A 20,186-nucleotide genomic window follows, 5' to 3' on the forward strand; every position below is an offset into this window, starting at 1 on the left:
TCCTTTATTATACTTACCGGGATACGGCAAACCAAACCCTTTTTATTATAATGATTTCAGGGGCTTTCATGAAGGTCACCATCCTCGGTTCCGGCACCGCGGTTCCCGATCTGAAGCGAAACTCGGCGGGTGTCCTGCTGGAAAACGACGGCAGGCGGTACCTCGTCGATTGCGGTTACGGCACGGTGCATCAGCTGCTTCGTCTCGGAATCACCTACCACGACATTGACGGCATCTTCTTCACCCACCATCACCCCGACCACATGTGCGACCTGGTCTATCTGCTGTTCGGCAGTCAGTATCCGGCCGACCCGAGGACAAAGGATCTACCGATCATCGCCGCACCGGGATTCCGTACCTACTTCGACACTCTGATGAACGCATTCAACAACTGGCTGGTGCCGAAGACCTTCCAGGTGAGCATCCTGGAACAGGATGAAGAGACCCGGGTTTACGACGGGTTGCGTGTCACCACCGCACGGGTTCAGCATATCGAGATGAGCCGGGGTTATCGTTTCGAAAACGCCGAGGGGAAAAGCGTGGCCATCTCCGGCGACACGGAATACCATCCCAACCTGGCGGTGCTGGGACAGGACGCGGACCTGATGATCATTGAGTGCTCCACGCCGGACGAAATGAAAGTGGAGAAGCACGCCACTCCCTCCATTTGCGGACGCGTGGCGCGGGAAGCAAGATGCCAAACCCTGTGCCTCACCCACTTTTACCCACCCTGCGACGACGCAACCGTCCTGGAACAATGCCGGAAAGAGTTCAACGGCAAAATCGTGCTGGCCCGGGACCTCACCCGCTTCGACCTGTGAACCCCGCCCAGTATCCTGATATCCTTTTGTGACAATTTATGTCTCCCTAGACCCAATTTCGTTCTTCGGTGACGAAGTTTGTCCTCAAAAGTTGGTTTTGGTCCGGGACCACTCCCCGCCCTCTCTTCTTCATATCCCTTTTCCGTTTTCTATTTTTGACCTAACCCCGCTTTTTTCAGCATATTCGTAAACTCCAAACAATAATTGAATAAAAATATATCGATTCTCTTAAATTTTGGAACGGGGATTGCTCTATAGCAGGCAGAACATGGATCGGTCATTCAGAAAGGATTCCAAGATGAAATTCAGCCGCCCGATTTTCAGCCTCGTACTCAGCCTGGTTTTCCTCAATTGTTCCGTGGAGCACGTACTGGCGTTTTGCGCGCACTCCAAATCTGATGGGACGAGTGGAGGTTTCGACCTGTACCCTGGAGCCGTTCTCATTCTCATGGCATTCATGGCCGGAGCGATTTTTTACAAAAGTTTCATCCATTCAAGTTCGAAGGAAAACAGGGTGCCGCCCCCCGCGGTGACGGAATGGGACGAAAAGGTTGTGAATTCGGACGAGGTATTCAACCTGGATTACTTGTATTCTGAAAGTCAGGCAAACCAGCTGTTCCCCGAGGAACACGAGTATTGTGAATGGGAACCCCAGCAGGCCCACTTGCGGCATTTGAAAATCGGGCAAAACTTTGCTTCCTGGGTGCAACTCAGTCAATTCCGCAATAACTGAATCCGCATCATCTATCTTGGCCTCAATCTCTTCAACAACCAGCCATTCGAAACCTGCGAATTCGGGCATTCGCCGGTCCACCGGATGGCTGGTTTTTTTGCAGGAAGCCACTGCCTCCATCCAACTTGTATCAGGAAACACGTGTCATTTTTTGACAAACATACTGACCATTTTTGTCATTTTTCATTTCAAATCAGGCCAGACAATCCATCGTTTTCCGGGGAATCCCGACTTCGATAAATATTCTTAAGATCGACTCAAAACCTTCTTGCCAGGCAGACCAAATGAAATCAAGCCGTTATAAAATCGCTCGAAAAGAAATGATGCAGGCGGGGAGGAAAGGCGTGATTTTGGAATGCAATTTGCTCTTTAAAGGGCTGCAAGAAGGTGGTGCCGTTCAACGGCAACCGACTTAGCACTGCCACCTGGCAGTGTATTTGGCAAGACTCCTCCAAGTAACTTGCCTCAAATGGGAAGGGCCGGCTCCATGCGGGGGCGCCGGCCCTTTTCTTTTTTCAGATTTTTATCGAACTGTTTTTTATTCTGTTTTGTTTTCGCCCCTGAGCAGGGCGAAGAACCAGCTGAGCAACTTGAACACGGCAATGCCGCCCAGAAGGCCGGCAATCAACTGCAACAACGGCGGCAGTTGTGCAAGAAAATTGTCGAACCAGGCAAAGAGATCGGACATGGAATATTAAAGCGAAGGTTATAAATTGGAGGCCATCATAACACAGTTGCCCACATTGCCGGACCGGGCCCCCGCCGGGTTCATCCGATAAATACTTCGGTTTTTTCGGTGTCGAGGTCTATTTTCAGAATGCGGTGATTGTTGGTGTCGGAGACGTACAGCACCTTGTCGAGGCAGAGCACGCCTGCCGGTTCCCACAGCCGCGTGCACCGCTTGTCGTCGCACACGATGTCCACCGACGCCTCGACGGTATGCACTTCATGGGTAGCGAGGTCCAGCACCCGAATCTTGTGATTGTACGAATCGGCGATGAACACCGCACCCTCGACGTAATGCACCCCCAGGGGATGCTGAAGCACAGCCTCCTTACCGACGCCGTCGCGGTCGCCGAAGTCGAACAACCCCGTGCCGACGTACGTTTCCACCTTGCCCTGTCCAGCCAGCTCGATGGAACGGATGGCGCTGGTTTCGCTGTCGGCGAGAAACAGCCTGCCGTCCCCCACGGTCAACCCGCTTGGCTGGGCGAACGGGGCCTGCAGACGGGGCCCGTCCTGAAGCGCTTCCGCGCCGGTGCCTGCAAACTGCTCGACGGTGTCGGCGGCGATGTGGCATCGCCCGATCTGGTGCGTGCCGGCGTTGGCGAAATACAACGCGCCGTCATGCAGGGACACATCCCACGGAGAACTGAGTGCCGTCTCCTTCGCCGGATGCGTGTCCCGCAGAAACCCGCCCTGTTCGCCCGTGCCCGCAACCGTCGTCACCTGTTTTAAATTCAAGTCGATTTTGCGGAGCAGGTGGTTCTCCGTGTCGGCCACCCACACAACCCCGTCCTGGTAACACAATCCCTGTGGCCGGAAAAACGAAGCCTCTTCAAACCCGCCGTCGGCCTTGCCCACCGCCCCGCTTCCAACGCGATGCAGGACCGTTCCTTCCCTGTCCGCCACCACCACCTGATTGTGGTTGGCGTCGGCCACGGCGAACTTCCGGTCGCTTTCGCTATAGGCGATCTTGCCGGGAAAGCTGAGTTCGCTTTTCGCCTCCGGTTTCAGTGGCTGGATCAACTCCGCCGCGTTGCCCTGCAGGAATCCCTTCTCCCTCAGTTCCTTCACCAGGCTGTTCATCGTCTCTTCCAGCAGATCCGCGTTCGGCTCCCCTGGCAGTTGGCCCAGGATGTACCCGTCCGGGCCGATGAACACGAGTGTCGGCCACGCGCGGATGGCGTAGCGGTTCCAGATTTTGAAATCGCGGTCGTGCACGATCGGGTGCACGATCTCGTACCGCCGGATGGCGCGCTCGACGTTATCGGTCACCTTCTCGCCGGGGAACTTCGGGCTGTGCACGCCGATGACCACCACGTGCTCGGGGAACTTTTCCTCGATGCGCTTGAGGGTCGGGATGACGTGGATGCAGTTGATGCAACAGAACGTCCAGAAGTCGAGGATGACAATCTTGCCCTTCAGGTCCGGCAGGTCCAGCGGTCGGGCCGCGTTGAACCACGGCAGGTCGCTCGCCTCCAGGGGCGGCGCGTGGATCAGTCGTTCATTCATAAGCTTTCTGGATGGCGGCCTCGGCGGCGGGCTGGATGACGTCCCAGCCGACATCGGGACGTTTGGTGACGGTGATGAAGTCGGCCATCAGAAACACGCTGACCACGCCTTCGATACCGAACAGCGCCGTGGCCACGGGTGACTCCGCCGCCGCCTCCTGATTGGGATAGGTCTTGTGCCCACTTTCGATGGCGGGTTTGTCGAGTGTGAATTTCAACGCGTTTTCATTCGGCGTCGACGACACCTGAATGTTGACAGGCATGGTGGTTTCTCCTCCTCAATTTTAATATCAGATGGAATACATTGTTTTGGGTTGGACATCAAACAGAACCGGGGGCCGGACGGAAGATGCCGAACGAGCTGGTGTAGCCATGAAGAAACGTGTTCTGCCCGACAGGTCCGATTTCGCCGTTGCAGAAAAACCCGCCCAGCGGAATCGCACCCAGCTTGTCCTTGAACACGTTGCAGTCGTGGTTGGCCTCGCCGTACAGATACTGCCCCCTGCCGAGACAGGAAAACAACAGTGCACCGCAGGCGTCGTCACCCCTTCCCTGCTTCGAATACTTGCTCAGCATGACGTTCAAATCTTCGGCCGACATCACCTTGTCGCGCAGATGAAACTGCACCAGCTGGCCCTCGCGCAACGGCGCGCCGATGGACAACGCACCCGTCTCGCGATCGACGCCGATCAGGTTGCGGATCAGGAAGTCCCCCTGCCCCGGATCGTCCTTCAACGGGTCCATCTCGATTCCAAGGAACAGCGACGTCTGCATCAGCTTGCGGTCGTTTTCGCTCATCGTCTCCACCATCTCCTCCAGCACCTGGATCGGCGGCTTGTTGTCCACTTCCTCCAGCAGATATTCGTTGCACTTGGTGATGCTCATGGGTGTGCCGATCGGACGGCACCCCTGCGCGACAATGGTGTCGAGCTGGATGTTGCCGCTCAACGCCAAGCCGATGAGGCCGTTGTTGTACATGCGGTCCCCGATGTACATCACGTTGCCCCCCTGGAAATGGGAGCCGCTGGCGAGTCCGCCGACCTTCGCCGAATTGGGGTAGGCGAAATCCATGCCCGCCAGAAACTCCTCGCCGCGAAACGAAAAGGGGTCGGCGAGCAGGATGAAGTGCGGGTTCGATTCCGCAGGCACGCCCAGCCATTCGCGCCACACGCTGGGGGCGGTGTCGGGATCCGGCAGGGCCATGGTGTCGGTTTGGATTTCCTGGATTTTCACGCCCGGCAGGTGCGCACAGGTCAGGCTGAACGCGTGTTGCTGCTCCACCTCCTGCCCGCCGCCAATGATGCCGCCACCGGTGCAACCCAAAAGGGTGCCGATCGACAGCTGTTCGCGCAACAGCTTTGGAATCTGCGGAAGTTTGTCTTTGAAATGCGGCGAGACGAACATCACCGTCAGATGGATTTCGTTGTCGCCCATCTGCTCACGGACCGCCTTTGCGGTCTCCTGGATGCACTGCTCGATGGTCTCGCCCGTCGATATACTAGAGGCCCATTTCATTCGGAACTCTCCTGAATTCTATTTAAGATGGTCCGCCGTCACGAACGTCATCCGGCGGAGGTTTCGGCGGGCGCCCCGCGCAGGGTGCGGAGCGCCGACTCCACCGTGCGGGTGCCGTTCAGCACGCAGTCGGGAATACCGACCCCGTGGTAGGCACTGCCCGCCACGTACAGGCCGGGGAACGGTTTCAGTTCGTTGTACACGGACTCGATCAGTTGACCGTGGCCGACATGATACTGCACGTTTCCTTTTTTGTACTGGAACACTTTGTAAAATTCGGGTTCGTTGTCAAAACCCATGATGTCCTGCAATTCGCCCAGCACGGTTTTGTAAATGTCTTCCTCCGACTGCTCGGCGTACGGTTCATTCAACGCGCCACCGACGTAGGAGCGAAGGAGGACGTAATCCTCCGGCGCGCGGCCGTAAAATTTCGATGTCACCCAGGTGCAGGCGCTGATCTTGCGTCCTTCGCTGTACGGCACCACAAAGCCGAACCCCTTGAGCGGATGCTTGAACGTGTCCTTTTTAAAGGCCAGCGTCACCGCCGCCGTCGAGACGAACGGAATGCGGTTCAGCAACTCCGCCGCGCGCGGCGCCACCGGTTCGAACAGCTTCGCCGTCACGTTCGCGGGCGTGGTCACAAGCACCGCGTCGGCCTCTATCCGCTCGCCCGTGTCCAGCTCCACCTGCCAGCCGTCGTCTTTCCGCAACAGCGCCTTGACCCGCGTCTGTTTGCGGAAGGTGATGTCAGGCGACTCCTCGATGATGCGTTCGATCATCGATCCCAGTCCGTTCTTCAGACTCACGAAAAAGGTGAACGGCGTGTAGCCTTTTTTCGGTTGCGGGGCCGGCGCGGCTTTCATGCGCTGGCGTTTTGCCGCCAGCATGCCGAGGATCAGCGAACGGTATTTTTTTTCCGTCTGCGCGAACATGGGAAACGTGCTGTGCAGGCTCATCGTCTCCGGGTCGCTGGAGTAGATGCCACACATGAGCGGTTGCGCCATCCTCTGCAACGCCTCCTCACCGAGCCTTCTGCGCACGAACGACGCCAGGCTTTCGTCGCGGTTGCTGAACTTTTTCGGCAGGACCAGGTCCATCGCCATGCGCACCTTGCCGGGGATGCTGAACAGCGGGGACAGCGCGAACGGCAGGAACTTGGTCGGCACCATGAGCGTCAGCCCGTCGGGCAGGGTGACCATCTTTTTGTTCAGATAGACGTAGGTCTTGGGGGTTTCCGGGCGGGTGCTCATCAGCTGGTTTTCGAGGCCGATCTTCTTGCACAACTCCAGCGCCCACGGTTTTTGCGTGATGAAACTGTCCGGCCCGCGTTCCAGGAGGAACCCGTTTTCGCGGATCGTGCAGATCTTGCCGCCCCAGCGGTCGGCCCCTTCCAGCACGGTGCAGTCGATGTCGCCCTGCCCGTTGTTGAACTCTTCCTGAATGCGGTACGCCGCCGCCAGCCCGGCGATGCCGCCCCCGATGATGACCAGTTTTTTCATGGCGCTAATTATGACAGGTTTCCCACGGCGAGGCAATCCGGCGAAATCCCATGATTTTTCAATCACAAAAACGAGATTCTATGGAGGGGGACGCTCAATGGATTTCCAGCCTGACCGGGCTAAAACCCCGCAGGTTCTTTGCCGCCGGTGACGCGTTTGCCGGCGAGCCAGGTCTGGTCGACGAAGTTCTCGCCGAAGTAATACACGAGGTCGCGGTAGTCGCCGGTCTTGAGGATGTTGAAGTCGGCGCGCTGGCCGGGAAGGAGTCCTCCGTACAATCGATGATGCCCCAGCGCCTTCGCCGCGCCATAGGTCGCCGCCGCCAAGGCCTGCCCGGGGGTGATGCGGTACAGGTTCGACGCCAGATAAATCACCGTCTGCATGTTGTAGGTGGGGCAACTGCCGGGGTTGCAGTCGGTGGCAAGCGCCAGCGTCACCCGTGCGTCCAGCATGCTGTGCACCAGCGGTTGCTTGGTGCCGCCCAGGAACAGCGTGACGCCGGGCATCAATACCGCCACAGTGCCCGCGGCATGCATGGCCTGGATGTCCTTCGGCGTGGCGTGCTCAAGGTGATCGCACGACAGCGCGCCCAGCCGCGCCGCCTCGTACGCTCCGCCCTGGTGCGACAACTCCTCGACGTGCGCGCGCAGGTCGAACCCCAAAAGCTTCGCCTGCAGGAAAATGAGCCGCAGGTCGGCGACGGTGAACACGTTTTTCTCGCAGAAGATGTCCACGCCGTCGGCGAGGCCACGGAACCGTGGCAGGTTCTCCAGCACGAACTCGACGTACTGTTTCCGTTTCACCTGCGGTGGAATGGCGTGCGCGCCAAGGTAGGTGAGCGTCACCGGCGCTTTCAACGTCTTCCTCAGCCGTTGCCCCACCCGCAGCATCTTCATTTCCGTATCGAGATCGAGGCCGTAGCCGGACTTGATCTCGAACGCCGTGGTGCCCAAAGCCATCATGCGCTTCATGCGCGCTTTGGCCTGATCGAACAGCGTCGCCTCCGACGCCTGCCTGGTGGCGCGCACGGTGTCGTGGATGCCGCCCCCCTTGCTCAGGATTTCAAGGTACGACACGCCGCTCATGCGGTCCACCATCTCGTCCTTGCGCTCGCCGCCGTACACCAGGTGCGTGTGGCAGTCGACGAATCCCGGCACCACCGCACGGCCGTTCACGTCGATCACCTTTTTGTACTTCGCCGACGCCTTCACTTCCGAATCCTTCAGGATTTTTTCGATGTGACCGTTCTTCACCACCAGCGCACAGTTCTTGCGCACGCGCACGCCGGGCTGGGACGTCGCGTCAGCCTGGATCAACTGCCCGATGTTTCGGAAGCACAGCGTTTCCGTCATGAAACCTCTTGCGATTGAGACCTTGGCACAAATGAATTAGGAATCACCTACAACCCATTTATGAACAAAGGAAAAGTCATGAAACCCCCTCATCCTGACCTTCTCCCGCAAGGGGAGAAGGGACCTTAAATACTCCCTCTCCCTTGATGGGAGAGGGCTGGGGTGAGGGTGGCTTCCTCTGATTTTTTATGACTTTTTCAAAGCTCTCCTTGCGATGAAGATTCCGCTACGGTTTGGGAAGATTCACTTTGCGTTTTTTGGCGATGTGTTTCGCCTCGTCGTACCCGGCGTCGACGTGCCGCGCCACGCCGAGTCCCGGATCGTGCGTGAGCACGCGGTCGAGTCGGTCCTCTTTCCGTTTCGTGCCGTCGGCGACGATCACCATGCCCGCGTGCAGACTGTTGCCCATGCCCACGCCGCCGCCGTGGTGGAAACTGACCCAGCTCGCGCCCGACACCGCGTTCACCGCAAAATTCAGGAGCGGCCAGTCGGCCACGGCGTCACTGCCATCCAGCATGCCTTCGGTCTCGCGGTTGGGCGAGGCGACACTGCCGCAGTCGAGGTGGTCGCGGCCGATGACGATCGGCGCCGCCACCTTTTTCTTTTTGACCAGATGATTCATCACCGCACCCATCTTCGCGCGCTCGCCGTAACCCAGCCAGCAGACACGCGTCGGCAGCCCCAGCACCGGCACCTGTTTCTGCGCTTTGGTGATCCAGCGCTCGAGCGCCTTCTTTTCCGGAAACGTGTCGAGCACCGCCTGATCCACCGTGTGCAGGTCCTTCTTTTTACCGGAAAGCAGGGCCCAGCGGAACGGTCCCTGCCCTTCACAGAACAGCGGCCGGATGTACGCCGGAACGAAGCCGGGATAGAGGAACGCGCCGTCGGCATCACGCACGGTGAGTCCGCCCAGCTCCGCCTGCCCGCGCAGGTTGTTGCCGTAATCGAACACAACGCATCCTTTCGATTGCAGATCGATCATCGCCTGACAATGCTTGACCGCCGTTTCCAGCGACAGCTTGCGGTAGGTATCGGGGGCGCCTTTGCGCAGCTTCATGAGCGAGGCGTAATCGCCGCCTTCGGGCACGTAGGTCATGAGGTTGTGCGCCGAGGTCTGGTCGGTGACGATGTCCGGCAGGCGTCTGCCTTCGGCCAATTGACGCGCCACCGTCGCGCCGTTGGCGACGAGCCCGACGCTGATGGGTTCGCCTTCCTTGATGGAACGTTCGATCAGGTTCAATGCCTCATTCAGGTTTTTGGCGGCGTGATCGAGATACCCCTCTTTCAACCGCCGCTCCACCTGGGCGGGATTCACTTCCGCCACCAGCACCGAGGCATCGTTCATCGTGCCCGCCAGCGGTTGCGCCGCACCCATGTTGCCGAGGCCCGCGGTGAAGATCCATTTCCCCTTGAGGCTCGGCTGGTTGAAATCGATCTGCCCGCAGGCGCCGAAGGTTTCGTAGGTGCCCTGCAGGATGCCCTGCGTGCCGATGTAGATCCAGCTTCCCGCCGTCATTTGGCCGTACATCATGAGGCCGAGGCGGTCGAGGTGATCGAAATGCTCATCCGTGGCCCAGTGCGGCACCAGGTTGGAGTTGGCAATGAGGACGCGCGGCGCGTCCGGATGCGTGCGCGCGATATAGACGGGTTTGCCCGACTGCACGCACAGCGTCTCGTCTTTCTTGAGGCGTTTGAGTTCGGCGACCAGGCGGTGGTATTCCTTCCAGTTGCGCGCGGCGCGGCCGGTGCCGCCGTAGACGATGAGTTGCTTCCAGTCGAGGGCGACGCGGTCGTCGAGGTTGTTCATCAGCATGCGGAGCGCCGCTTCGGCGTCCCAGTCACAACATCGGAGTTTGAGCGAGGTGGAGGCCCGCGGCGCTTTTTTCGGAGCCAGCTCGCTGTGGAGCGGGCGTTCAGAGGAGGGTTTGTTCGATCCTGCGGGTTTGATGGGTGAGCCGCGTTGCCGGTTCATTCATGCCTCCTTTCGGGATGCCACCCCCAGGCAGAAGTAATAGAACATCGATGCCGCCAGGCGTCCGGTGCGTTCTTCCTCGATTTCCGGGTTGTACTCCGAGAGGTCGAACAGTTGGACTTTCGAGTTCTGCCCGGCGATGCGGGCGATCTCCAGCGCCTCGCTTCCACGCAGGCCCATGACCGACGGGGCCGACACACCGGGCGCGTCCGCCATGCGGACGGAATCGAGGTCGAAACTCACGAAAACCGCGTCGCAGTCCCACGCCACGCGACCGAGGGCGGAGCTGAACCAGCCGAGCGCGTCGTCGTTCATGTAAATCTCAGACAACCAGTGGATGTGCCCGTCCCTGTGGCGGACATACTCCACGTGCTCCTTCGCGGCCTGGCTTCCCTGCGTGGCGAATTCGATGAAATGCTCGCCGGAGAAGCGGGCGTCTTCAAGTAGAAGGCGGAACGGCGAGCCGCTATGCGCCTTGCCGTCGATGAGTGGGCGGACGTCCAGGTGCGCGTCCACGTTGATGGCCCCCACCTGGCGGCTTTCGTGGGTGTCAAGCAGGGCCTGCGCGTTCGGCCACGACTGGTCGTTGCCGCCGCCCACCACGAAGGGGGTGCCCCCTGCCTGCAATATATCCTTCAATTTGGCCGTCAGGGCGGCGTGGGCCTGCTCCAGTGGCAGGCCGGGGTCGATGTCGCCTGCGTCGGTGATGCGGAGGGGGGCCAGATCGATCCCCAACTCGGGATTGAACACCGTGCCGAAGCGGCGGAGCCACGACCGCATCTTCTCCGGACCCGACCGTGCACCGGTACGCCCGCCATTCCGGGCCACCCCCTCATCGTAGGGAAAGCCCAGCAGGACCACGTTTCCATCCGTTCCCGGATATATGATATCCGCCAGCCTCGGATCGTCCTTCATAGTCTCTTTATAGAATGGTTTTGGGGGATTGTAAACTACCCCACCCACAACCTATTGTATTTCAAATTTGGCATGGACTTTCTAAAATAGGTTTTGTTATATTTTTTACCTGAAATCCAACGATCACATCCACGCGAGGAGCAAGGAAATGGCAGATTCCATCACGGCATTGAAACAGGCCATCGAGTTCGAGCGGTCGGCGCTGGAGAAATACCAGGAAGCGCTGAAAACGGCGACGCACCAGGAAACCCGCGAAGCGCTCAAAGGCTACATCACGGATAAAGAACAGAAAATCGACACGCTGTCGTGGTTCATCATGGCGGAGACCGGGTCGGTGGAGACCAGCCCGTCGGAGTCCGGCGAAGCCGCCGAGGGCGAAAAATCCGGCGCGAGCAAGTGTCCCTTCTCGAAGCAGTTGGCGGACATGGGCATCGACATCTCCCAGATGAAACCCCCGACGTTCGAATAAATCGAGAACTTCCGGTAACGAGAGAGGCGTTCATGGCTCTTGATGAACCCAGAGACCTGTTGATCGAGTGCTCGGCCTGCAACATCGAAAACGTGTTTTCCGAGTACACGCCCGATCAACCGACATTCTGCAACCAGTGCCGGGACCGGCTGATTCATCCGGATTTCAACGAGACGCACAACGAGTACCGTTGCGAGGACTGCGGATTCTCGGTGTGCCTGTTGAAGGAAACGGAATTCGATGAGGGCAACACGCCCTGCCGGTGCGGCAGCACCAATGTGTTCAAGGTCGACCCCTCCACCATCGCCGAAGACGCCGAGGAAGCCGGGGCGTTTGAGCTGGAAGAGGACAATGACGACGGCAACGGGTTCGACTGGTACCGGTCGGAATCTTCCGGCGGGGACACCTTGGACGATTACAACGAACTGTTTGATCAGGACCCGGGTTACAACTGATCCGGCGTCCTGGTTTTCCTTCCCTTTTTTCCCTTTCAGGCCAACGCCGAAAGTGCGTTCGTTTCAGGCGGGGTCTTTTTCCAGCCGCACGTGCTTCAGGTACAGCAGTTCCATCGCGTTGAGGCGCAACCCCTTCACGTAAGGTTTGACCAGCACGTTGTGGGTGAGGCCGAACAGTGAAATGAGCGGTGCGTCGGTTTCGGTGAGGGTCTTCTGTGCGGCATCATAAATGGCCTGACGCTTTTGGGGATCGCGCTCCGCCGCGCCCCGGCGGATCAACCGGTCGTATTCGGGATTGCCCCAGTTCAGGTGATTGTTGCCGCTGGTCGAGGTGAACAGGTTCATGAAGTTGTCCGGGTCGGGAAAGTCCGCGCCCCACCCCAGCCGGAACACAGGAGGCGCGTCCAGCCGGAGTCTGCTCAGAAACACTTTCCACTCCATACTCTCCAGGGTCACGTCCAGCGAAAGATGTTTTCTCCACTGCGCCTGCACGAACTCGGCGATGAGTTTGTTGGTGGCGTCGGTGTTGTAGGCAATGGAAAATGGTGGGAAGCCTTTTCCTCCGGAATAACCCGCTTCTGCCAGGAGCCGCCGCGCTTTTTCGGGATCGAAATGCGGGCCGATGTCCGGGTTGTAACCAAACATGCCTTTGGGAATCCACGACGCCGCCGGCAGCTCGCCCCCTTTCAGGATCAACGGAATCTGATCGCGGTCTATGGCGTGTGCCAGCGCGCGCCGCACGGCGGCGTTGTCGAATGGGGCTTTGGTCACGTTGAAACCGTAATAGTAGCCGCGCAACAGAGGCAGGTTGCGGTACTCGGGACTGCTTTTATAATGCGGGATGGCCACCGGCGGCAGCTCCACCATCTCCAGTTCGCCCGTCTCGTAGAGCGTCAACTCCGTTGTCGGTTCGCGCACGACGTAGAGCACGACGCGGTCCACACCGGGCCGTCCTTCATAAAAATTTTCGTTGGCTTTGAGGATCAGCTTGTACTCGTGCTGCCATTCGTCCAGCGTGAAGGGTCCGTTGGTAACGATGTGTTGCGGATCGGTCCAGAGGTCGCCGTACTTCTCGACGATGTCCTTTCGCATGGGAAAGGTCACCATGAAGGTTGTGATGCTGGGAAAATAAATGACGGGACGCTCCAGTGTCACCTCCAGCACCGTATCCGAGAGCGCGCGCACGCCGACCTGTTCGGCGTCCTTGAGCCTGCCCGAGTTGTAGGCGTAGGCGTTTTTCACGTCGAACAGGAAGTAGGCGTACTCCGCCGCGGTGGCGGGGTTGAGCAGGCGTTTCCACGAAAACTCGAAGTCGTGCGCGGTGACGGGTTTTCCATCGGTCCAGAAGACGTCGTCCCGCAGGTGGTAGGTGATGACGGTGCCGTCGTCCGAAAACTCCCAGCGATGGGCGATGGCGGGGACGGGTTCCAGGTCTTCGTTGTACTGGGTGAGGCCCTCCATGATGTTGGTCAGCACGTCGAAGGACACGTTGTCGGTGGCGAGGGACCAGTCGAGCGTGGGCGGCTCCGAATGGATGGCGAGGCGGAGGGTGGCGTTCTCTCCACCGGCATCCGACGGGTTGGAACAACCGGGGGCCGCCAGCATCCCCGCCGCCAGCAGGCATGCCGTCAAAAGGGCCCGCCAAAGGGCCGTATGAGCCGGTACAAGGTTCATTCGACTACCATACCAGAATCGGCATGCCGGGAAAATCAGCCATACAGGGCTGTCAGATTTAACCTTTACTTTTCATGGGACATCTATAGAATTGAAATTTTCCACCACCACGATACACACATACATATGGCGAAAAACCAGAACGTTGACGACATCACCTGGATCCGGCGCTGGATCAAAAAAGGCCTGAGCAAGGACAAGAAAACGCTCGACCTGTCCAACAAGCGCTTCGATCTGCAGATCGCCCTCGACGTGGCCGAAAATCTCGCCGTACCGGGCATCGAAATCCTTTACATGCACAACTGCTGGATCAAGGACACTTATTTGGAAGAACTGGTGGAAGGGGACCTGTTCCAGGGCGTGCAGGAGTTGTGGTTGTACGAGAACAAGATCAGCAACCAGGGGGCGGAATACCTGGCCGACTGCGACAAGCTGGACAATGTCCGGTATCTCAGCCTGTACTCGAACAAGATCGGTCCCGAAGGCGCGGAAGCCATTGCCGAATCGCCCAACCTGTCGCGGCTGGAAACGCTCGATTTGTCGTTCAACAAGATCGGCGATTCCGGGGCCGTGGCGCTGGCCAACTCGCGCAACCTGCCTCGCCTCAAAGCCCTGCACCTCGACTCCAACGGCATCGGACAGGAAGGCATGGAAGCGCTGGCGGAGTCGCCGGGTCTTAAAAAACTGGAAGTCCTCAACCTGACGTACAACATGATTACGCCCGAAGGCTTCGAACGCCTGCGTGAATCGCCGCGCCTGCAATCACTCAAAGAATTCCGTTTCGATTTTCCCACCGACGATGACTGATCCCCAAATCAAATCCCGGGATAACGGACTGAAGACGGTCCAGTCCATTGCGGACAAGCTGGCCCTGCGCCATTCGACGCTCGATCTGAGTTACGATTCGCTGGGTGATGCCGGGGCCGTATTCCTCGCCCGCCACAAGGACCTGTCGCATGTGCGCGTCCTCAACCTGTCATGGAACGACATCGGCGACACGGGCATCGAGGCACTGGCACAATGCCCTTCTCTTGCGGGGGTCACGCACCTGCACCTGGATTCAAACGCCATCACGGACAAAGCCGCGGCGGCACTCGCGCAATCGCCTCACCTCGGTCAGTTGAAACTGCTCAACCTCACCAACAACCGCATCGGCGACGACGGCGCCCTGCGCCTGGTCAAATCGAGAAAACTGCCGAAACTGGAGTTTCTGGAACTGGAACTCAACCGCATTGGCGAGGAACGCCTGTCCCGGTTTCCCGACGGGGCGGCCAATCCGCAACTGCGCTGGCTGAACCTGCGCAAGAACAAGATCAATACCGACACGCTCTCCGACTGGATCCAGACCGGCGCGTTCTCCCCGGTGGAAGTGCTCAATCTCGGATTCAACCGCATCGACGACGCCGGGGCCAGGCTGCTGGCGCAATCGCCCACCGTGGCGCGCCTGAAGAAACTGGTGATCGACTTCAACTGGATCGGCAACGACGGCGCGAAGGCGCTAGCCAAATCCAAACACCTCGCCAACCTTCAGGATTTGTACACGCACGAAAACGAGTTCACCCGCGAAGGCGAGGAAACGCTGCTGGATTTCCGCATCCGGCAATTGATCAAAGCGCGCGCGCAGAACGGCACGCTCAACCTGAACGGACAGCGTCTCGGCAACAAGGGATTTCAGGCCATCGCGCGTTGTCCGGAAATGGCAAACATAGAGCACCTTTCTTTGCGCAATAACTTCGCCGACCACATGGGACTGGTGGCGCTCTGCCAGTCGGAGCACCTCAAGAACCTCAAATCGCTCAACCTGATGGACAACCCCATCGGCGACAAGGGCATGCTGGCTTTAGCCGAGGCGGTATTTTCCGGCCTCACTGCGCTCAACCTGGAAAAGACAGGCATCAAGGTCGCGGGCGTGCAGGCGCTCGGCACTTCGCGCGTGCTGACAAAGCTCGAAGACCTGAACCTGAGCCACAACGACATCAGCAACCAGGGCGGCAGGATCCTCGCACAATCGCCCAACTTCGCCAGGCTCAAAACCCTGAAGCTGTGGAACACGTGGATGGAGAGCGACGGCGTCATCGCGCTGGCCTGCTCGGAGAACATGGCGAATGTCACCGAGTTGCGTCTCAACAGCAACGGCATCCGCTATTCCGGCTTCAAGGCGCTTTCCGAATCGCCGCGGTTCACCTCACTTGCCACGCTCGACATCCGGCGCAACAACTTCTGCGTGGACAGCTTCAAGCTGTTTACGGAGTCGGAGCGCCTTCGGACCCTGAAGGAGTTCCGGTTTTAAACAGGGCGTAAAACGGGTGCACAACAACAAATTTGAAGGCATAAAAAAACCCCGGAACCGCGAAGGTTCCGGGGTTTTGTTTTTTATGACTTGAAGTGCCGTCAGGCGATCGCCAGGAAGTTGCAGGCCTGGTAGCAGGCGTTGCAGTTGATGCACAGGTCCATGTCGATGTGCGCCGAAACCTTCTTGGTGCCGCCGGTGATGGCGCCGGTCGGGCATGGCTTGATGCACGCGCCGCAGGCCACACAGTCTTCTTCCTTGACCACGTAGCGGTACAGGCCCGTACACATGGCCGCGTCGCAAACCTGGTCGACGATATGCCGCTCGTACTCCTTGCGGAAATACTTGAGGCCGCTGAGCACCGATTTGACCGCCGTCTCACCCAGGCCACACAGCGAAGTGACGTTGATCTCCTCGCACATCGCCTGCAGTTTGTCGAGATATTCCATTTTTCCGCGGCCTTCGGCGATGTCGTCCAGCATGTTCTTGATGAGCGTCAGCCCGATCCGGCACGGCGTGCACTTGCCGCAGGTCTCCGACTCGTTGAAGCCGATGGAAAAACGGGTGAGGTCGATGACGCAGGCCGAGTTGTCGTAGGCCGACAGGCTGGCCTGGCCCATGATGGCGCCGGCCTCGATGAGGCTTTCGTAGTCGGTCTTGGTGTCGAGTTTCTCCGGGGGCAGGAAGCCGCCGGTGACGCCGCCGATGTGCACCACCTTCAGTTCTTTCTTTTTCAGGATGCCGCCGCAGTAATCGTTGATGATCTCGCCCACGGTGGTGTTCATGTCGAACTCCATCAGCCCGGCATACTTCAGGTTGCCGGCGATGGCCCAGGTCTTGCAGCCCGGCGAGTTCTCCGGTCCCATCGACAGGTACCAGTCGGCGCCCTGTTTCATGATCTCGGTGACCGTCGCCCAGGTCTCGGCATTGTTCAGGTTCGTCGGGTAGCCGAAGACGCCTTTATCCGCGGAGTGCGGCGGCTGGGCTTTCGGGAACGGGCGTTTGCCTTCGACGGAAGACATCAGCGCCGTCGATTCGCCACCGATGAACGCCTCCATGCCTTCATGCACGTAGAAGTCGATGCTGAAATCCGTGCCCAGAATGTTTTTGCCGAGCAGGCCGCGCTCGCGCGCCGATTCCAGCGCCATGTTGAGGCGCCGCACGGCTATGGAGTAGTCGGAGCGGGTGTAGATGATGCCGTCGGTGGCGCCGATGGCGTACGCGCCGATCAACAGGCCTTCCAGCACCTGGTGCGGACAGCCTTCCATGATACTGCGGTCCATGTAGGACGCCGGGTTGCCCTCGTCGCCGTTGACCATGATGTATTTGCGTTCGGCCTTGGCGTTTGCCGTTTTCTCCCACTTGTCGCCGGTGAAGAATCCGCCGCCGCCCTTGCCACGCAGACCGGATCGCCGGATTTCCTTGCGCACCTGCTCCGGCGTCATGGTGGTCATCACTTTTTTCAGCGTCTCGTAGCCGCCGACCTTGATGTATTCGTCGATACTTTCCGGATCGATGTTGCCCCCATGCTTCAACGCGACCCGCGCCTGCTTCTCCAGCGTTTCGTAATAGTCCGGCTTGGCCGCGAGCCTGGCAAACGGTTTGCCGCCCAGCACGTGATCCTTGAAAATCTGCGGAACGTTCGCGACCTTCACGCGTTCGTAGGTGACGCGCGGCTGGCCCGGGACGTACACGTCCACCAGCACGTCACGGCTGCAATAACCACGGCACCCGACCTGGCCCATTTCGCAACCGCCGCGCTCGGACAACTCCGCCGAACCCTGGTTCTCGTCGATCAGTTTCTGAAATTCCGCGTAAACGTCTTTGGCTCCCTCGGCCTGACCACTGAGGCTCATGCAGACCGTGATCTTGATGGTCCCTTTTTCCTGCTCGGTGGCCTGGGATTCTGTCGCTTCCGCAACCGTCATGGGGATCTCCTTTTACCTTTAGTTGCCTGTAAACTTTTTATATACGTAAGCTTTGAAAAAACAATGCAATCTGTTTGATTGGAATCCAGCCCAAGGGGTGGTTCCATCTGGGCTTTCAGGACTTCATACCATCTCACATTTTGCGAGATTTTTCCAGAAATTCTAGTGAGCCCACACCCCATTGTCAACCTAATCGGGGGCGTTTCTCCATGGAAAATCCGTAATTTTTCCGCAACTTGCTGAAAGCCCGCCCACCTCGGCCCCCCTTTTCCCCGGAACGCTCCCGATCCCGGACATGAAATAGGCGTAACCCATTAATTTTAAATAACATTTCAGGGGTTCGAGGGAACACGACGGCTGGACACCGGTTCGATTGGAACACATCCCCTGCAACCGGCCTGGAATCGGGAGGCGATCGCCCACCTCATCCAAAAACGGGATCCAAAGGGTCAGGGCGCGGCGGATTCCAGTTCGTCTGCCGACACGGTGACGAACGCGGACTTGAGGTAATTCTGCAAGGAATCGGAAAGGGTGCGCAACTCCTGGTCGGGGATGACCTGCGACAAATAGTCCTCGATCTGCCCCCGGTACAAAACCAGTCTCCATTCCCCCCGCCCGCCGGGTTGAACAAAATTGAGGCGGACCATCTCCGTCAACCACAATTCCGTCCGCGGGTCCTGCATGCTTCCGACCAGTTGAACCTGGCCCTCGGTGTGCTTGCCCTTGTCGCCGGCCGGTTTCATGCGGATCACCTTCACTTCGTATTGCGTCTCGAACTGCTTGTCCGCCATGTTGTACGGCGGGGCGAAGCCCAGGTCCTTGAGCTTCGCCGGATCCAGCCCCGCGATGGCCGCCTCGACGTGCTGTTTCAAGGACTCCGCTGTCGCCGCACTGGCCGCTCCGGGTTTCTCCGGCTGGCCACAGGCGGCGATCCCGATCAGTATGAACGCCAGAACAAAACCCCGATTGATATACTTCGTGAGTGCAAACAAATCCACCTCCTGAATCCACCGCTTATATTCGTTATGGGATCAGTTTCCCGATCTTGTTGTTGTATTTGCCACGGAAGTACATGCCCATCTCCGTGAACCACACGTTGCCGGCGGCATCCAGCGCAAGCTGGCTGGGATGCGCCTTCGGGTCGGCCAGCGGAAAAAACGCGACGCCCTCGTTCGTCCCCGGTTGCGCTTTTTCCAGGTCCAGGCGACCGATGCTGTCGGGTCGGTTCGCAGTGAACCACACGACTTGGCGCCGGTCATCGACGATGAGGTCGTGCGGCCCCTTGCGCTCGCCCAGGTGAAACTCGACGATTTCCGGTGGAGTGCCCTGTTTGAAATCCAGGTACGCCAGCTTGCTGGCGAACATCTGCGTGAACCACACCATGCCGTCGCCGCTTTGCGTGATGCCGTGCGGTACGGATTTCTCCGGCGGCACGGTCCATTCCTCAACCTTCCCGCTTTCGGTATTCAGCCTGGCCACCTTGTTGAAAAACTTTTTGGCCCAGAACATGCCGCCCTGTGTGTACCACACATGCGTGCCGTCCACCACCATGGCATGCGGATGCCCCTCGCCCACCGCGTATTCCTTGATGGTTCCGTCCTCCGGATTCAACCGCCCCACCTTGTTGGCGTTGAACTCGAGAAACCAGAGAGAGCCGTCCGGCCCTTCCTTGATCTGGTGCGGCTCGCTGTCTTCCGTCGGGATGTCGTACTCCCTGATCTTGCCGCTTGCGGGGTCGAGCCGGCCGATGCGGTTGCCCGCCATTTCAGTGAACCACACGGTGCCGTCTTCCGCCACGGTGATGTAATGCGGCTGGCTGTTGGGCTCCGGCAGTTCGAACTCGGTGATGCCGTTGGAGGTTCCGGGCCGGGTCTCGGAGGGAATGAGTCTGCCGATTCGGTTGGCGTTGATTTCAGTGAACCACACCGTGTCGTCCGGGGCGATGGCGATGTCCGCCGGACTGCTTCCGCCCGATGGCGTGATGTATTCCTCGATGGTGACCGCCTGCGCCGCCGGTGCTGACAACAACAAGCAAACCGCCCAGGCGTTCAGCCAGAACGAAATCGGTTTCGAACGCGTCATAACATGGTCCTCCATGTCGTTGGCGTGGGTGTGCCGTCATTATAGTACGGATCGCGGGCGGCGGGTTTTTGAATTTCCATCCAGCCGGTGAAGCAAGGCTGTTGGTTCCCCCACCCCCACCGCACCGGAAAAGCACTCCACAGACAGCGTGCCCCTTTGGACACAGCCTCCGGGTTTTCCCCTTGTCTGCCTGTTTAAAATTCCATACAATCGATTCTTCATACTCCTTGAAACGTCAAACCGATTG

The 20,186-nt window shown here is 58.9% G+C and carries 18 protein-coding genes; 6 read left to right on the plus strand and 12 right to left on the minus strand.

The window, feature by feature from the left end; all coding sequences use genetic code 11:
- Window positions 1–68: 68 nt before the first annotated feature.
- A complete protein-coding gene (locus ACTRXA_RS06845; protein ID WP_442426464.1) occupies window positions 69–821 on the plus strand; it encodes an MBL fold metallo-hydrolase in 753 nt (250 codons plus the stop codon).
- Window positions 822–1,119: 298 nt separating this feature from the next.
- Window positions 1,120–1,554 (plus strand): hypothetical protein, encoded by a 435-nt coding sequence (locus tag ACTRXA_RS06850; RefSeq protein ID WP_442426465.1) that lies wholly within the window; start codon window positions 1,120–1,122, stop codon window positions 1,552–1,554.
- A gap of 538 nt (window positions 1,555–2,092) precedes the next feature.
- On the opposite strand, the gene ACTRXA_RS06855 is transcribed toward ACTRXA_RS06850, so the two are convergent.
- From ACTRXA_RS06855 to ACTRXA_RS06890, 8 genes are all read right to left on the minus strand, one after another.
- A complete protein-coding gene (locus ACTRXA_RS06855) occupies window positions 2,093–2,242 on the minus strand; it encodes a hypothetical protein (protein ID WP_442426466.1) in 150 nt (49 codons plus the stop codon).
- Between the two features lie 80 nt (window positions 2,243–2,322).
- Window positions 2,323–3,789 (minus strand): thioredoxin-like domain-containing protein, encoded by a 1,467-nt coding sequence (locus ACTRXA_RS06860; RefSeq protein WP_442426467.1) that lies wholly within the window; start codon window positions 3,787–3,789, stop codon window positions 2,323–2,325.
- On the minus strand, window positions 3,782–4,051 hold the full coding sequence (locus ACTRXA_RS06865) for a NifU N-terminal domain-containing protein (protein WP_442426468.1): 270 nt from the start codon (window positions 4,049–4,051) through the stop codon (window positions 3,782–3,784). The genes ACTRXA_RS06860 and ACTRXA_RS06865 overlap by 8 nt, the downstream gene beginning before the upstream one ends.
- A 58-nt stretch (window positions 4,052–4,109) precedes the next feature.
- On the minus strand, window positions 4,110–5,303 hold the full coding sequence (locus ACTRXA_RS06870; protein ID WP_442426469.1) for an FIST signal transduction protein: 1,194 nt from the start codon (window positions 5,301–5,303) through the stop codon (window positions 4,110–4,112).
- Window positions 5,304–5,350: 47 nt separating this feature from the next.
- Complete coding sequence (gene hemG, locus ACTRXA_RS06875; protein WP_442426470.1) at window positions 5,351–6,802, minus strand: protoporphyrinogen oxidase; 1,452 nt, start codon at window positions 6,800–6,802, stop codon at window positions 5,351–5,353.
- 119 nt (window positions 6,803–6,921) lie between these two features.
- Window positions 6,922–8,154, minus strand: a complete 1,233-nt coding sequence (gene hutI / locus ACTRXA_RS06880; RefSeq protein ID WP_442426471.1) for an imidazolonepropionase — start codon at window positions 8,152–8,154, stop codon at window positions 6,922–6,924.
- 226 nt (window positions 8,155–8,380) lie between these two features.
- Entirely contained in the window at window positions 8,381–10,126 is a 1,746-nt protein-coding gene (hutU, locus tag ACTRXA_RS06885; RefSeq protein WP_442426472.1) for a urocanate hydratase, read from the minus strand.
- Window positions 10,127–11,041, minus strand: a complete 915-nt coding sequence (locus ACTRXA_RS06890) for a formimidoylglutamase (protein WP_442426473.1) — start codon at window positions 11,039–11,041, stop codon at window positions 10,127–10,129. It abuts the gene before it with no gap.
- Window positions 11,042–11,189: 148 nt separating this feature from the next.
- Here ACTRXA_RS06890 and ACTRXA_RS06895 point away from each other — a divergent pair, with 148 nt between their 5' ends.
- Window positions 11,190–11,510, plus strand: coding sequence for a hypothetical protein (locus ACTRXA_RS06895; protein WP_442426474.1), 321 nt, complete (start codon window positions 11,190–11,192; stop codon window positions 11,508–11,510).
- Between the two features lie 32 nt (window positions 11,511–11,542).
- Entirely contained in the window at window positions 11,543–11,965 is a 423-nt protein-coding gene (locus ACTRXA_RS06900; protein WP_442426475.1) for a C1 domain-containing protein, read from the plus strand.
- Window positions 11,966–12,028: 63 nt separating this feature from the next.
- On the opposite strand, the gene ACTRXA_RS06905 is transcribed toward ACTRXA_RS06900, so the two are convergent.
- Window positions 12,029–13,639, minus strand: coding sequence for a peptide ABC transporter substrate-binding protein (locus ACTRXA_RS06905; RefSeq protein ID WP_442426476.1), 1,611 nt, complete (start codon window positions 13,637–13,639; stop codon window positions 12,029–12,031).
- 126 nt (window positions 13,640–13,765) lie between these two features.
- On the opposite strand from ACTRXA_RS06905, the gene ACTRXA_RS06910 reads away from it, so the two are divergent.
- Window positions 13,766–14,446, plus strand: coding sequence for a hypothetical protein (locus tag ACTRXA_RS06910; protein WP_442426477.1), 681 nt, complete (start codon window positions 13,766–13,768; stop codon window positions 14,444–14,446).
- The gene (locus ACTRXA_RS06915; protein ID WP_442426478.1) at window positions 14,439–15,929 is read left to right on the plus strand and encodes a hypothetical protein; all 1,491 of its coding nucleotides are present in this window, start codon (window positions 14,439–14,441) and stop codon (window positions 15,927–15,929) included. Before ACTRXA_RS06910 ends, ACTRXA_RS06915 begins: the two co-directional genes overlap by 8 nt.
- Window positions 15,930–16,030: 101 nt before the next feature.
- Here the strand turns inward: ACTRXA_RS06915 and ACTRXA_RS06920 are convergent, their stop codons facing one another.
- From ACTRXA_RS06920 to ACTRXA_RS06930, 3 genes are all read right to left on the minus strand, one after another.
- Window positions 16,031–17,857 carry an NADH-ubiquinone oxidoreductase-F iron-sulfur binding region domain-containing protein gene (locus tag ACTRXA_RS06920; protein ID WP_442426479.1) on the minus strand — a complete coding sequence of 609 codons (1,827 nt, stop codon included), beginning with the start codon at window positions 17,855–17,857 and terminating at the stop codon, window positions 16,031–16,033.
- Between the two features lie 449 nt (window positions 17,858–18,306).
- Window positions 18,307–18,849: a hypothetical protein gene (locus ACTRXA_RS06925; RefSeq protein WP_442426480.1), complete on the minus strand. Its 543-nt coding sequence runs from the start codon at window positions 18,847–18,849 to the stop codon at window positions 18,307–18,309.
- A gap of 31 nt (window positions 18,850–18,880) precedes the next feature.
- Entirely contained in the window at window positions 18,881–19,939 is a 1,059-nt protein-coding gene (locus ACTRXA_RS06930) for a Vgb family protein (protein WP_442426481.1), read from the minus strand.
- Window positions 19,940–20,186 lie beyond the last annotated feature (247 nt).

Source organism: Nitrospina sp. P1_D6 (assembly GCF_052156615.1).
Classification (GTDB): domain Bacteria; phylum Nitrospinota; class Nitrospinia; order Nitrospinales; family Nitrospinaceae; genus Nitrospina.